Source organism: Shimia sp. (assembly GCF_022448905.1).
In the GTDB taxonomy this organism is placed as follows: domain Bacteria; phylum Pseudomonadota; class Alphaproteobacteria; order Rhodobacterales; family Rhodobacteraceae; genus Shimia.
The window spans coordinates 110,874-126,613 of record NZ_JAKVCW010000012.1 but is presented as its reverse complement, the minus strand read 5'-3'; the positions used below and the strand labels follow the sequence as shown (position 1 = coordinate 126,613).

The 15,740-nt window shown below is 53.9% G+C and carries 8 protein-coding genes; 4 read left to right on the top strand and 4 right to left on the bottom strand.

What is annotated here, in order from left to right; genetic code table 11:
• The first annotated feature begins 45 nt into the window (after positions 1–45).
• The gene (locus tag MK208_RS15275) at positions 46–1,140 is read left to right on the top strand and encodes a hypothetical protein (RefSeq protein ID WP_294118108.1); all 1,095 of its coding nucleotides are present in this window, start codon (positions 46–48) and stop codon (positions 1,138–1,140) included.
• Positions 1,141–1,251: 111 nt separating this feature from the next.
• Entirely contained in the window at positions 1,252–2,352 is a 1,101-nt protein-coding gene (locus MK208_RS15270; protein ID WP_294118106.1) for a hypothetical protein, read from the top strand.
• 871 nt (positions 2,353–3,223) lie between these two features.
• Here the strand turns inward: MK208_RS15270 and MK208_RS15265 are convergent.
• Both MK208_RS15265 and MK208_RS15260 read right to left on the bottom strand, forming a co-directional pair.
• Positions 3,224–4,147, bottom strand: coding sequence for a sulfotransferase (locus tag MK208_RS15265; protein ID WP_294118104.1), 924 nt, complete (start codon positions 4,145–4,147; stop codon positions 3,224–3,226).
• A complete protein-coding gene (locus tag MK208_RS15260) occupies positions 4,147–6,033 on the bottom strand; it encodes an FkbM family methyltransferase (RefSeq protein WP_294118103.1) in 1,887 nt (628 codons plus the stop codon). Before MK208_RS15260 ends, MK208_RS15265 begins: the two co-directional genes overlap by 1 nt.
• Positions 6,034–6,368: 335 nt before the next feature.
• On the opposite strand from MK208_RS15260, the gene MK208_RS15255 reads away from it, so the two are divergent.
• On the top strand, positions 6,369–7,562 hold the full coding sequence (locus tag MK208_RS15255) for a hypothetical protein (protein ID WP_294118102.1): 1,194 nt from the start codon (positions 6,369–6,371) through the stop codon (positions 7,560–7,562).
• Positions 7,563–7,697: 135 nt separating this feature from the next.
• On the opposite strand, the gene glf is transcribed toward MK208_RS15255, so the two are convergent.
• Complete coding sequence (gene glf / locus MK208_RS15250) at positions 7,698–8,804, bottom strand: UDP-galactopyranose mutase (RefSeq protein WP_294118101.1); 1,107 nt, start codon at positions 8,802–8,804, stop codon at positions 7,698–7,700.
• A gap of 244 nt (positions 8,805–9,048) precedes the next feature.
• On the opposite strand from glf, the gene MK208_RS15245 reads away from it, so the two are divergent.
• Positions 9,049–14,664 carry a glycosyltransferase gene (locus MK208_RS15245; RefSeq protein WP_294118100.1) on the top strand — a complete coding sequence of 1,872 codons (5,616 nt, stop codon included), beginning with the start codon at positions 9,049–9,051 and terminating at the stop codon, positions 14,662–14,664.
• Here MK208_RS15245 and MK208_RS21105 read toward each other — a convergent pair.
• Entirely contained in the window at positions 14,661–15,386 is a 726-nt protein-coding gene (locus MK208_RS21105) for a glycosyltransferase (protein WP_366011174.1), read from the bottom strand. The two genes, MK208_RS15245 and MK208_RS21105, sit on opposite strands and share 4 nt — an antisense overlap.
• Positions 15,387–15,740 lie beyond the last annotated feature (354 nt).

Below are 15,740 nucleotides of genomic sequence, written 5' to 3'. Positions count from 1 at the left end.
GCCTGCCGGCGACCAAAAAAAACGTAATTAAGTTAGGGCATGACGATGTCACCAAGTTCAGAGAAAATGACAGTTGTTTTGCATGTTGGCCGCCATAAAACCGGTACAACTACGATCCAGAGTGTTTTTAAGACCAACATCATGCACTTTAGAGAGCACGGGCTGCTCTACCCGAAGTGCCTGCCAGCATGTCACTCGGGATTTTTCCTAAAAGCTTTCGGTGAAGCTGCCAAGCACCCAGTTCATGGCCGCTTTGGCCTCTCACAAGCTCAAATTCGTGCGGATGCTCAGGAGATGCTGAAAAACATACGCAAGGAGGTGCGACATTTTGATGGGGACAAAATACTCTTCTCTGGGGAAGATGCAGGAACCTGCCTATTGGTGCCGCATCTTGAGCGTTTAAAAAAAACAATGCGCGATATTTGCGGGGAAGAGCCGAACTATAGAATTCTGTATTTCACGCGTGACCCTGTCTCTCGAGCGGAAAGTGGCCTACAACAGCTGATCAAAGCCAATGGCATGACAGAAGAGGACGCTCGGGGGTTTCAGATCGAAGGCGGCGGTAAACGCTACAAGGAAATCTATGAAACCTACGCAAAGGTATTTGGCGATGAGGCCATAGAGTTCTATTCCTATGAAGTAGCGCGCGCACATTCAGACGGCCTTATCGGCTATTTTTTGGGCGTTCTTGGTCTCTCGATTGACGGAGTAAGAAATCTCGAAACACGGACAAACACAAGCATTTCCGGGGAGGTCTTGAAGTTTTTGTCTTGGCTGTATGAAGGCCCACGAGTGTCTCCTGCTGGGGCCAGATTACTACAAAACCGAGGCACCAGAGCTCCGATCACAGATCGTGACCGAAGGGTGCTATTCAGCCTCACTGGCGAAAAGGCTACTTTTTTTTCAACTGATCAGAGGAAGCAGGTTTGGGATGCGGTTGCAGACGACATGGCGTTTCTCAAACAACGATTTGACATTGAATATGCGCCCCCCTCAGGAAACACACATACGACCGATAGACTGTTTGGGCAGACGTTTAAGGAAAATCTCGAGGCCGCATTGCCGGATTTGAACGTCGAACTGCGTGCGGCATTTGAAGACTTCATGAAAAACCATGATCATACCGCGGCAGACACTTAGGATTCTCAGATCTGAAATTTAAACCCTTCATTCTCACCAAAAGTTTGCTACCCATAAGACGCGCGACGAAATTTGAACCGCACAAAAATACGCAACAGAAAGCAAGGCAGAATGCAGCACGCTACCATAGCCGAGACACTAGCTCTCCCAGATTGGGCAACGCTGAAAACAGTTTCTGAAGAAACATCAAACCTTGTCTCGCTTCGTGACTTTGAAGACCTGCAACTTCTTTTGGATAACAGCAACAGTCGCGGTTTAATTCTGTACGATTCGCCGGTGACAACTGTTGCGCTGCTGCTTGAAAACGGCATCTCCGCGCCCGAGGCGTTGACGCAATGGTGCGCAGGCGCAGAGATGATACTTGGCGTGCTTCGCAGCAATCGTCGAAATTTGGTCTTGGCCGAACGCCCGGGTGGCGACGAGACGCTTCAATCTCTCTCCGCGTTCTTTCCCAAGATTACGCCTGCGGATCTTGCCAAAAAAGAGACTGTTGCAAATCCGATAACGGTTCAAATGGCTGAGATGTTGCTGACCCTGAACCGATCCGCATTCAAAATTTGGTCTGAACTACAAGCCAGCAGCGTTGGCCACCTCTCTGCAGATATTGACCCCCTTCAATCGATTGGTGGTTTGGCAAAAGAATGGCATGATCTCCACCAGTCTCACAGTGTCCTACTACGGTATCGAGAAGAAATCGGGAACGCCTTACAGCAGCAAGTGCTTCAACTAGAAGACAGCCTTAAAGCTACTGAGAACGCACGCGTGCTGGCTGTCACGTCAAACGAAACGCAGGCTTCCCGAATTTCCGAGCTGCTGACCCGATTGCAAACCGCTGCATCGCGGCAATCTGAGATCGGGGAGGAGTTGCTAACGGCCCAAAAAGAACGTGATGCGCAGGCCAATCGGTTGGAACAACTCCAATCAGAATTACGGGCTTCGAAAGGCAAATTTGAAGTTTTAAGTGAAAAACTGGACAGTGAAGTGAAACGCACCAAGCGCAGTGAACAATCCCTCGCTCGGTCTAGAGACATCGAAGCACATCTTGTGGCACAGGTTCGTGACTTGGAAGCGGGCTTCAAGGCAAAAATTGACGATCGCGAGCATCACATTCAGGATTTGAGATGTCAGTTGGACGCAGTATATGCGTCCAATTCATGGCGCATTACGGCTCCAATCAGAGCGGTTGTTATGTGGTGGCGCGGGCGAGACTGATCCGTTCAACCCCAAGGTTTTCTGAGTGTCTGAATTATCTCCTGAGAGTTCGCTAATTTCGGGTAACTCTGCTTGGTTTTGGTTTTTCTTTGAGCGATGAACAAATTCCGCTGGACTCAGCCCAGCTAAATAGGACTGGGGCTGCTGTTGGTACAAGTGGACCGCCATGCAGGCACCAGTTTGCGGGCACAGCGCGTGCTCTCGAACAGATGTTCGTTTAGGTGCTCGTCGCGTATGAGTTCCAAAAAGCTTTTCTGGAATCCATTCTACAGTGTTTGTTTGGAGCGTTTGATGTCATTCGATATTGCGATCTTCCCACGTCCGAAAGATTGCGTGGCGGGCCAGTTCCGCACCATAGCCTAAGGCGACTAAACATGGATTGCCTCGAAGCCCTGCAATCCGATCCAGTTCGCGAACAATCCACTTGCCTGGTTGGATGTTCGGGCGACGATGCCTAAGGCCGACGTTCAGATAACAAATACTGCAGTCGGTCGCGTAGATCGGTATCTGCCGGGCGCTTGTGTTTCCGGAGGAAAATGATGGATTGATGCCGACCAATGCGCAAGCCCGTTTCTAACTAATTCGTCTCCCTGTAATGGCGCAATTTACAGGTCTGCGTCGCGCTCCAAGTCTCAAGTCGTAACTTACAAAGTTTCTTTGAGAGAAGATGTATCCACTATCTGTTCCGCCAGAAACTTCTAGAGCGCGGCATCCTCGGCCTCCATTCCCAGCCTGATGATTTTTGATTATCCCAAAGAACTGTTCTTCTCTGAAATATTTCTCTTCACCGTCTGTGTCCTCAGTTGGAGAACAGGGTAAATCAAAACAGAGGTTTATCTAGCGGAGCAGGTCAGGTTCCAATCAGGATACGTCAGGGAGCATACTCCAAGCGCGCGCACAGTGAAGTGTAGGTTCTGGAGTGCTTGATTTGCTCAGCCAAGTCCGTGGGTACTGGTCGACGGGGCCTTGCAGAAATCTTGTCAGATTTCCGACCGCTGTCACCACTCAACGACACTAATTGGTGCATCGATTCAGCACCTTCGATAAAAGGCAGGGCCAGTTCATCACAGATTTTATTCAAAACGTCGTCAGGGGCCGCCACAAAATCTTCATATCGAAAAACAGGCACGCCCTTGTATCGGTCTAAAAACAACATGTACCGTTTGGAGTATTCCTCGATAGTGGCGGGGGAGAAGTGTTGCCACCGGTTTTTTATGAGTGAAAGGTAAGACTCTAGCGGGTGGCGTACAGTAACAACGGACTTAACCGGTAAGATCTCCGCTACGATTTCATCTAACGTGGGGCGCTCTTTTCCATTAGCATCTGTACAGAATTGGGAGTGTGCATGATCCCGCAGGCACAGATAGCTGCCTTGGTCCTGAAACGATTTATGAAGAGCCTCAAGCGAAGCTTTGAATACATCAACGGTTGCATCATCGCTAAGCGGTCTCAAAGCTCTTCGCGCGCCATAAATCAGATCCGTTGGTGCAAATGCCGGTATTTTAGGCAGAGCTATTAGCGGGCTTAGCGGATCAATCTCGCTCAAAACCGTCACATTGGGCATTACCGCCAGACATTTGCTGATCAAAGTTCCTCCGGTACAGGCAAAGTGGTGGAGGGTCCGCACAGGCTCTATTTTCGGTTCGGCCTGAGTTAAGGCTTCGCATTGTTCGAGTAAACTTGGAAGATGCGTCCCATCATCAATTGGTGCGTCCGCGTATTCCGCTAGCATGTCGAGCGCGCCCTCAAGCGTTTCCAACAACGACTTTGCCGGTGTGTCTGCCAAGGTCGCCATTAGGAGCTTCCCGTGCTCTGCTTGGTTGCCGGGGTTCGCTTCCGGGTAGAAGTTTTTGTTTTGGCCTTTGTTGTTGGTTTCGTAGGGCTCTTTCGACTTCGTGTTGTGCGGGTCTTAGAAGGGGGATCAGCTACTTCAATCGCTAAGGCGGCGGGCAGATCTTCGGTCAGTGACAATTGCTGCAGCTGTTGTGCTGCTTGTTGAAGACGCGGCGTCAGTTTCTGAAGCAAAGCAGACTGTGTGACTCGGTCTTTTTCATTTTCACGATAGCGTGCGCGCAATTCGAACATGTCATTCTGTGCCTGCTGCTGCAATCTCAAGGAAATGGCAAGATCACTTTGCAAACTCTCTATTTTTGCCAGCGCAGCAAGAAGTTCTTTGTCTTGCCTTTGTGGCTGTGGATCCGCATTTTCTGATTTAAGCTCTGGGCTGGAGTGCCGCGCCGCTGCCGCGGACGGTTGTGCTGGAACCAAAGCTCCCAGCTTGCGTTCCAGCATCTCTTCAATTTTCTTTACCGAATCCGGTTTAGACACATTGGGTTCGGACCCGGAAGCGCCACTTGCTTTCAAAGCAGTTTGGGCGTTCTTGAGTTCTTCTTGTGTTTCAGAGATTTTTCGCTCGAGCGCCTGTTCTCGCTGCGAAGCCGAAGCCACTTTTTCCTGTACCCGCTCAAGCTCTTCCGTGCGCCGCTTGGCGTTTTCCTCCAATACGCTAATCTGTTCGGCTTGGCTTTTGGCAATGGCTTCAAGCTCGTTAATCCGCGACGGGGCTGATCTGAGTTCCTCCTCATTGGAGCTCAAGGATTCTTTTGCGAGGGCTAGCTCGGATGAAACAGACTTCAAGTCTGCCAAAGATTTGTTCAGAGCGATTTCTTTTTCTGAAACCTGCTGGCTCGCTATTGCAGCCTCCTGGACTGCGGTTTCAAGCGACGCTTGCAACAGCTCCTCGCTCGCTTGCGAAGCGGCCCTATTTGCTTGCAGCTCAGACACCTTATCCTTCAAAGCGTCTTTAGATCTAGCCAAAGCCTCTTCGCTGTCAGAGGCGTCCTTTTTAGCCTTTTCAGCCTCTTGCTTGGCAGCCGCAAGTGATGCCACCAAATCTGGAACTTGGGCTGCTCTTTCTTGTGCATCTTTTAGCGTCGCAGAACACTTTGCCCTTTCCTTCAAACTCTGGGCAAGCGCTTCGCGTTCTTTAGACAACTCGGCTTCAAGGGACGATATGTCTGCCCGAGTTTCCGTCAAGGCCGCCTTAAGTTGCTGATTTTCTCGCGCGGTTTGGTCGGGGATAAATTGTAAAACGGGCCAATCTGGATCCCTGTCGTCCAGTTGGTTTGCCTTATAGTGCCGGTCTTGCATCCAGTGCATCACTTCTTGCGCACCGGGCCCATTTTCGAACATCGGCTGAGCATTGCATTTAATAGTAAGATCATGAACTTGCGCAAGGAGGCTGGCACTTTCAATGGACTCAAGAATATCGAGTTCAGACCCTGGCATATCTAAGAAAAGTGCTGACGGCTCCGGAATGTTTGGGAGAGTTTCCAAAACACGTTCGAAGGATTGGGTATTTACTGAAATCGTGGTTCGCGCCGACAATCCAGGAAAAAGTTCTTTCAACGCAGAAGCGGGTTCGCGCATGCTTCTCAAGCCAGGAAAGTTGTACTCAACAAGGACGGCTTCTTCGCCATCTTCGCCAATTGCAGCTGTCACAATGTGAAAGTTGTCGTATCCGGAGAACGCCTTTTTCAGTTGCTGCGCTTTCTCGTGCTCGGGCTCGATCACAACGACGAACTCGGGAGCGTTTTCGAGCAAAGTGACGAGCGCCGGTTGTTCGGGTGGACCGATGACAACAAGCGATTTTACCGGACGGTCGGAAGGATTGAATTTCATACTTGAACACTGCCCAAATTCATTGTGACTCTAATGACGTGACCTTAGCCTTCTCTCGAAAATTTGCAATCAAGCGGGGAAGGCTTGCAAGGAATACCTCTTGCGCTTGCGCGGTGAAGGCATGTGTGTAAGAAGAATTTGTATTTTAGCTAAATTCTAGGCGGATCACACCTCCAGATTTAAAAATTTTGATTGCTGCACGCCGATTGAACACAGCACGGACCCAATTCACAGAATGTGGCTAAAGCGCTGCGCGTCTGAGGTGACATGTTGCTCGGTTACTGGTAAGCGAATTTGAAATCGAGACGGGCTCTGGCCCAAAGGAAAAGACGATCATGAAGTGCATTTTGCATATTGGTACAGAGAAAACCGGCACGACGCTCATTCAAAATTGGTTGTACGAAAACTCAGATGCTCTTTCTGTACAGGGCGTTGGACTGTCAAGGACGGCCGCTTATCCGAATAATCGTAAACTCGTCGCCTTTTTTCAGACCGGCTATGACGACTATATGCACGAAAATATGGTGTTTGACGGACATCACCGTGAGGCATTTTTTCACGGTTTTGAGGAGTCGTTCTTAGACGAGATGTCAGAATTGGCGCGCGACCATCATACTGTCGTGTTCTCAAGCGAGCATTTTCACAGTCGCCTACAAACCGTAGAGCAAATAGAACGGGTCAAAAACCTGTTGGACCGCTGCTTTTCAGAGGTAAAAATCGTTTGCTACTTCCGAGAACAATCGAAGGTTCGAACCAGTCTCTACTCGACCGGAATAAAGCTTCATTCCCCCGAAAAAATCCTAACATTTCAAAACGATGTTGGTCCCGGCAATCATTACTACGATTACATGGAGTTCTTCACGAAGTGGGCACAGGTGTTTGGCAAAGAAAACTTAATGCCAAGAATTTATGATCGCGCGTCGATGAAGAATGGTGATATTCGCTATGATTTTCTGTCAACCGTACTCACGGGAGTCGATGCGGAACGTCTCTCGTTTGAAAGTGTTCCGGCAAATGAATCCCTTACGGCCAGGCAAGCAGAGTGTTTTCGGATCATCAACGCGAAATGCCCTCCCAGATTTTCGATTTTTGCGAACCCCCTGAACAATCGTTTGAAAGCGCGTATGATGTCGATCAGCGCTCTCAGTGAAGGAGGTGGTGTCCAAGATCCAAGGCAACCAGCTCTGTACGAAACTTTTGACGAGAGCAACCGAGCGTTTTTCAAAGAGTACTTCGACGCCGACACCAATTTGTTCGCGAAACCAAAACCCGCGTCGGGAGTTTCGGAGGCGGAGCCGGAAACCGAAGCTTGCAGCGATATGCTAGACCAGATTCTAAGCATCAAAGGTCTGGCTTTCATGGCGCCTGAAGAGATCGACTCAATTCGCGATGTGGCGATGCGTTTGTTTGACGAAAAAAAGTTGGATGCGGCCAGCGCCTTGCTGATTTTGAAAGTGCTGCAAAGAGCGCGTCCATATGGGCCCGTAATTGGCGACGCGATTTCCAAGATTTACAACGAGGCTAAATAATAGGACACTGTAGGCTTCCATTCTGATGTAAGCTATTGTCGTGAATAACTTTTTTGGAAAATCCCGCTGAGGACTGCGCTACCTATGTGCGTTTGAAGGGAGGGCAACCAAGTTGCGATCCCAATCAGTCTTGGTCTAACGCACAGCGAGAAACTCATCCGCGCAGTCCATCGCCTCGGCGATTGTGACGTCCATATCGAGATACCGATACGTTCCCAAGCGACCGACAAACGTCACGCCCTCTTCCGCCTGCGCCAACGCCTCATACTGCGACAACAGTGCTTTCTCTTCGACCAGTCTTATGGGGTAATAGGGAATGTCATCTGCGCCGCAGGCACGGGAGAATTCGCGGTAACACACGGTGCTTTCGTGACTTTCCCAGGGGGCAAAGTGTTTATGCTCGGTGATCCGGGTGAAGGGCACGTCTGCGTCGCCATAGTTCATCACGGCGCAGCCCTGCCAATCTCCGCTGCTGGTAAATCGTTCAAAATCCAGGGTCCGGTATCCCAGTCGGCCGAGTTTTTCGCCAAAATACCCATCCAGCGGGCCGGACCAAAACACATGCGCCGCACGGGCGCCGTGGGCGGCAGTGTAGGGGGTGTTCAAATGCACATCAATGTTCGGATGGTCCAGAATTTTGGCGATCAGGTCCGTGTACCCGGCTTTGGGAATGCCCTGAAACCGATGAGCGAAATAGTTGTCATCATAATTGAAGCGCAAAGGCAGTCTTTTAAGAATGGAAGCGGGCAGGGCACTCGGAGCACAGCCCCACTGTTTTTCAGTGTAGCCTTTAAAAAACGCCTCATACAAAGCAGGTCCCACAAAGCGGAGCGCCTGTTCCTCAAAACTCTGGGGGTCGGCGATGCTTGTGTCGGCCTGCGTGGTTTCGACAAAGGCCCGCGCCTCTTCCGGATTGAAGGTTTTGCCAAAAAACTGGTTGATGGTGTGCAGGTTGATCGGCAGCGAATACACTGCGCCACCGACAGTGGATTTCACCTGATTGCGATAAGGCATGAACTCCGCAAACGAGGTCACGTAATCCCAAACACGTTGGTTGTCGGTGTGAAAAATATGCGGGCCATAGGTGTGCACCATAACGCCGGTTTCGCTGCACCTTTCGGTGTGGCAATTCCCGCCAAGGTGATCTCGGCTGTCCAAAACCGACACAGTATATCCGGCCTCTGCCAAAGTCCGGCCAATCACAGCCCCGGAGAAACCTGCACCCACGATCACGATGCTCATTTCAAATCCATTCTCTTCAAAACAATATGTTGAAGCTGTAAAAGCTCTCCCCCTTTGAAACAACCTTCTGTGAAAAAGAAGTTACACCCACCGGATCAAAACGCAGTGCAGTGGGTTCGGGCCTGTGCTAGGGCGGGATTTTCCACACAGGCGTGGCATTTTTTGAGAAATCACGCTGTCCCCCTTTACCCAGCCGCAGCAGTAAGAAACAACATTGGTATCTTACTTGGCTGTTTTTGATTTTATGACCGTTTCCACTTCTCGTCGCGCCCAACAAACCATCCCCGCGATCTCCGTCATTGTGCCTGTCTACAATGTCGAGGACCACGTGATCGCCTGTCTGGAAAGCATTCAGCGGCAAAGCTGGCGTGATTTTGAAGTGTTGGTTGTGAATGACGGCTCCACTGACAGCAGCGGAGACCTCGTCGCTGCATTTTGTGAAACGGATCTGCGGTTTCGCTGCATTCACCAAGCCAACCGTGGCCTATCGGGCGCGCGCAACACCGGGATGGACCAGGCCCAAGCGGATGTCCTGTCTTTTGTCGACAGCGATGATCGGATTGCGCCCGATTTCTTGGAACGGCTTTACACCGCGTTGCAGGACACTGGTGCGGATTGGGTCGCTTGCGCGGTCAAGTCCTGTTACCCGGACGGCAATCATGTGTCCCATTCCGGCATTCATGGCGCGGCGGACTTTGTCGAAGGTTTTGCCCCCCATCGCTACCGTTTTGAAGACTGGCAGCAGGTGATTTGCCATTTCCCCTCTGCCTGGAACAAGCTCTACCGCCGCAGCCTGATCGACGGTTTGCATTTTGACGAGGGCACGTGGTTTGAGGACCATAGTTTCTTCCAGCGCGCGGCGGCGCGCACGGATCACATCGTGCACCTGCCACGCGCCCTGTATTGGCAGACACGGGGACGAGACGGCCAAATCACCACAACCGATGACGACCGCGTTTTTGAGCAGCTGCAGGTGTTGCGGCGCTTACGAGACATCATGACACAAGGCCCCTTTCAGGGCGCACATGACGCCTATGAGAAGTTGGCCAGCCGTTTGGTGTTTGAGCGCAGTCTGAGCTTGCGAGACCCGGCGCGACGGAAGCGGTTTGCCTTGGCGTCCGCTCAATTGCTGCGCGACGATGGCCTGACGTATCAAACCGAGTGGGATGACGACATCGCACGCAGTTGGGCGCTCGAACTGCGGGGTGAATTGCCTTTAACGGTGTTCATCCACTGCACCGATGGGGCGTCGTCGGCCCTGCACACCACGTTGGACAGCTTGTCAGAAGTGATTGGGCCGGGATTTGAGACAATTTTGCTGGCCGAAGGGCGCGCGTCGCTCGACAGCTTGCGCGCACAACATCCCGACACACAGGTCTTGGACCTGAACCAATCCTCCCAAACTGACCTGTGGACCTTGGCGCGTGGGCGCTATGTCACGGTGCTGCGCCCCGGCGTGCAGTTCAAATCGGCTGCTTTGTATCAGCAGGTCGAACAACTGCTGCGGCACGACGCGCAATTGGCCTTGTCTGCCTATTCCCAGACGGAACCCAATGAAGCTTTGCCCGCGTTTTGCACCGGCTTTGCGGACATGCGGGCGTTTCGACTTTTGCCGTTGGAAAAGGGGCCGGTGTCGCTGGACGGCACAGCGGCCTTGTCGTTGCTGCCGGAGGTATCGGCACGGGTGTTTGAGCGGGCGTTTGTGCTCAAGGAACGTCTGCCATATCCATCCACGCTCCCCGCCGCCTGGGCGCTGCAACTGATCGCAGCTGTGAAAGCGCCCTGCGTGGTGTTTGACCCCTGGGCCGGACGAACGGTGCCGGCGCCGGATGTGCTGCGCGGCGCGATCGGAGAAACCTATGATGCGGTGCTGGCTCAGCTGCCACAGGACGTGACACAAACACTGCCGCAAGGCTGGCAGAGACGCTTGTTTGACCGGGTTGTGCAGGCAAAGCGGCTCAATGGCACCGCGAAACTCTCGGTCAAAGACATTGAAGCCATGTGGAGCGCCGCGCGGCGTGGTCTGCGAGGGGTCACGCCCTTGGAAGCTGGTTTTGACACGCCTCTGTCGCCGCATCGGGAGCGGGTATTTGACCCCATTGGCGGCATGGCAGCCGCGCTGGGCCGTGCCCGGTCTCGGCCACTCTCTCTGCGGCAAAAAGAGTTCGATGGCCGATATGATGTCCGTCGCGATCGGAACGAAACCAGCGCCTACTTCCCGTTTCCTGCCGCCGCCAACAGTGCCTGTTCGCTTTTGGTAGATGTGTCAAAGAGCGCCTTTGTCAATTTGGACGTCTTAGCCGCCAATGGCCTGACTATGCCGGTGCATTTCTCGTTTCGAAGGCACGAAAACCGCCTCGTGTACAACAGGCTGACCAACGACGGCTGGGGGCAAGAGCAGGCTTGGCCCCTTGCGCTTGATACGCCGGTCATCCGGGTCTCCATGGTGTTCACCCCCGATGAGGTCTGTCTCAGCGTGAACGACACGGTGCTTGGCACCGCCGCCTTTGACCCGGCCCTGCTGTCGCCAGACGCGCAGGGCCTCGTCTATTCGGGCATAGACGTCTATTCCGGCGAGGAGGTCGCAAGCGCGGTCTGGCCGTTGGAGTTTGTGCTGGCCCCGCCGCCACCCGCGTTGAGGCTTGATGCACGGCTTTTGTTGCAGGTGGCGCACTCTGCGGACACGTACCACATCAAAGAGCTGACAACCGGCACGATCCTTCCGACCTTTGGCGTCGAAACCGGGTCCTTTGAGGGGCTCACTGCCCATCTGCCCGCGCGGCTGTGGTGTGATCTGCCCAAAACAGCCGAAGCAACAGTGCGCTTGCAACTCGAAACACGCGACGGGGTCGCCATTGAGGCGCCGTTGACGCTCACCAGAGCCGACATGGTGGCGCATATCAAAACACTGCTGACGCGCCGCCCAACCTTTTTGGACTCCACCCTGGCATTGACCATCGTGGAGCATGTGGTGCACGCCAAAATTGCGGCTGAGCTTAATGCCGAAGAGCTCAATACCGTCGCCGCCATAGCGACACACTTCGGTGTCGAAGACTTCTTGGCAAGCGTTGAGACTGTCACGTTGCCGGACGATCCTTCCACTCGGAAAGCTGCACCCGACGGCGCAAACAAGCCTGATCCGATTGCCGAAGAAGTCGACATGGCCATACGCTATCTGGCCGACAGCCTGAAAGACAACAGCAAGATCGCGCCGCTGGACGCGGTGGCGCAGCTGCCGATTTCGACATTCGCACAGCAAGAGGTCTATTTGGCCATGGGCGCGGTGTTTGCCCGCCGGGATCAGGACTTTGCGGCGTTTTTCAAGCTGGCCAAAGTGGCTGGCGTGGCACCCTATACGCCAAACGGAGACCCTTGGCACGACTCGGTAATCTTGCCGTTTTTGGCTTTGCAGGGTGACCCACTCCCGGTTTTGAAAACGCTACGCGACTTGGCACGGCGGCGTGAGGGTGTCCTTGCCACACCGTCTCTGGCTTGGCTTGCGCGCTGGGCCGTGACAAGCACCGACTTGTTACCCCGCCACAGGGATCATGTGGTGTTCCTACTGGGGCATTTGCTTCGACGCCGCGCGCCGTATTATTGGCAGGCGGTTCAGTGTCGCGACCTGACTTTGGCAGCGGTGGATTTGATCGCGTCTCGACATCACCTTTCACAGCGCATGCAGCGTTTCATCACACAGATATGTTTGCAGGTTTATGGATTGTCGCGGCAATTCTGGCAGCAACTTCCAGACGACGGCCTGCCGCAGGAACTGACCGACGCCAAACGTCTTTTTGGTCACGTTCAAGGCTACAAAACAGACCCTATCAAGGCTGAAAACGCGTTGATTGCCTTCGCTCGCCACAAGTGTCCCGATGTTACGCGTTTGCGGCGCGACCTGTTTGGCCCTGCCGGTGTTCCGATGGGTACAGATGCGTCCCCAGATCTAGTCGCCTTGCAACGCGCACATGCCTTTCCAGCGGAGGCAGCCTTGCGCCACGCGGCCGCGCCCGGCAGCAGCACGCCGGATTTGGCGATGTCCGAAGTCATCGCGGCGCGCATCGCAGGACGCGAACCTTCCGAAGAACCTGTCACCGACGACGCAAACAACGACACCGCAGCATTGGATGACACCATTGTCACCGTGTTTTCCTGCAAACCGCATCTGAATACACGCATTCCCGTCCTGCGTGACGGCTGGCTCCGGCTTTTGAAGGATTTGGGGGTGCCATATGTGGTGATCGTCGGCGATGGCGATGGCCGTCAGGACGGCGATGTTGTGCACGTCGATGCCCCAGACAGCTACGAAGGATTGCCGCAAAAGACATTGGCCACAATCGACTGGGTGCTCCAAAACACCCAAGCCACCCACATGGTCAAGGTTGATGACGACTGCTTCCTGAATGCGCCGTTGTTCTTTCAGTCTCAAACTTACAAAAAGTTTGACTATTACGGCCGAAAACTCACGCGAGTGGTCGGGCAAATGGACCGCACCTGGCACCAATCAAAATCAACATCGGCGCGGGGCCGTTTGGAACTGGATAAATCCCCGGAGCCTTCGTTGTATGCCGATGGCGGTTCTGGTTATACGCTCAGCCGCACCGCAATGCAGGCGGCCCTTTCCGCTGCCAAAACCCCTATTGGCCAACAGCTCATTCAGACGTCCTTTATGGAGGACAAACTGTTGGGTGATTTGCTGGCGCTGCGGGGCATTTTTGTCGCTGAGGAGGATTACGTCGTGACCGTCCGGCGGCGTGCACACAAGGACTCCATCCCGGTGCCGTCGTGGCAAAATGGGTTTGACGCCAGTCGCACCGCCCCGGTGCATCTGGTGCACATGGACACAACCGACAAACAGCAAGAGGCCGTGACGCGCTTAGACATCCGCGAGCTGATGCCAAAGAAGATCTGGCCAAGTTTCCAGCCCGCGCGCCTTGGATACCAAAGCAACGCGCTGGAGTTGATATCACCGCAACACAAGGTTGATGCCGCCATAGAGGCTGAGGTCGCCGTTGTCTCCTGTATGCGCAACGAGATGTTTATGCTGCCGCATTTCTTGGCACACTACCGAAAGCTGGGCGTGGGCGCTTTCCTAATTGCCGACAACAGCTCTGACGATGGCACGCTGGAGTATTTGGCAGACCAACCTGATGTCGCGGTGTTCTCGGTGGACACAGACTACCGCTTTGCGCGCTACGGCGTGGCTTGGCAACAGGCCTTGCTGGCCGCCTATCGTGTCGACAAATGGAGCCTTGTGGCAGACGCCGACGAGTTGCTGGCGTGGCAGGCGGAACAGTTACAAACCTTGCCCAACTTGTTGTCTGAGCCAGAGTTCGCCACGGCAAAGGCGGTGCGTCTCCTGATGCTGGATATGTATCCCAAAGGCCCGCTTGAGGACGCCACATTTTCGGAAAGTCCCTTTGGCGAAGCGGCCTATTGCGATCGTGTTCCCTTCCTCACAAACACCCCCTACCGTGGGCCGTTTTCAGATCAGCCAACTTGGACAAGTGCGCTTCGGCATCGGCTACTCCCTGGCGCGCGTCCTGATTTGTTTGTGGCCCAGAAATTGGCCCTGCTACGCTATCAGCCATGGATGCGCTTGGCCGCCGGCCTGCACTACATTGGTGATGCGCAGTTGGCGCCGCGCGACTTGATCTTGGCGCATTTCAAATACAACGCCGAATTCCGCCGCAAAGCGCAGGCCGAAGTGGCCCGTGGCCAGCATTTCAACAATGCCGAAGAGTATCAGAAATATCTCGCCCTCTTGTCCGAAGGCCGCAGCGTGCTTTTTGACCCAGACCTCTCGGTGCGCTGGACAGAAACGGCCTTCGCGCAAAGCATATTCGCAAAGGCCGCCAACTAAGACGCGGTTTGTGCCATTGGCTCGTTTGAATAATGTTCCAACAGCTCGGTGATATGTACGTCCATTGTTGTTGGCGCACGGGCCGCCGCCCAGTAGGCGTCCAGGTCCACGCCGTTATTCAAAATGGCTGCGATCCGCGCATGGAACGCCGCGATATCGCCTGCGGCAAAGGTCATGTCCGGACTGTTGGCCAACTCTTTGGCTCCGCCCATATCAGACGTCAGCAGCGGTATGTGGCGGCTGTGCAGCTCGATGGCCACCTGCGGTAGATTGTCATGCCACAACACCGGCACCACGCCGACATCAACTTCCGCACACAGTGCGTCCAAATCGTCGTGTGAATACCCATCCTTATGGGTCAGCTCTGCCAATTTGGGCGCCAGATTGTGAAGCCGGGCCGCCATGGCCTCATCATCACTGCGCGCCGCCGCGACAAAGCGCAGCCGTTTGGCCAAATCCTCTGGCAGACTTTCCAGAGCTTCCAAAAGAAACAGGAAGCCTTTGTCCCGCCGCATATACCCCAGATACCCAAGCGCAAACGTGCCGTCTTGCCGCAAAATCGCATCCCGTGGCTGTGTGGTAGCAAAGGCATCTGCCTGTCGCGTGCCGATATAGCTGGTCGCGCATTTGGACGGCTGAAGCCCATAGTGAACCGCCAAATCGCGTACCGCATCTGACACACACAACACCAGGTCGCAGTTCTGGTTGATCGTATCGACCATTGTCTGGCGTCGCACCGCAAAGCCAGCCTCCGATTGCGGAAGGGAGGAGGCATTTGCGCCGCCTGCTTTGGATCCAGAGCGCAGAAGCTTTTTGGCACGCTTTAGAAGCCCCACAGCACGGCGCCCGAAACGCATCGTCCAGACAAACAAAAACTGAAACGCCCAGCTCCCTGGTTCCAGGCCACGTCGCTTCAGCGAATAGGCCAGGCCATTTGCCAATCTCAGGTGATGCGCGTCATGGCCTCCCGTCAGGCAGTTCACACATTTGGTTCCTTCCGCGAAGTCCTCACAGGTTTCGGTTTCTTTGTGCCAAAGGTTCACCTGCGGACAGAACGGGTAGTAGTTGTGCAGGGA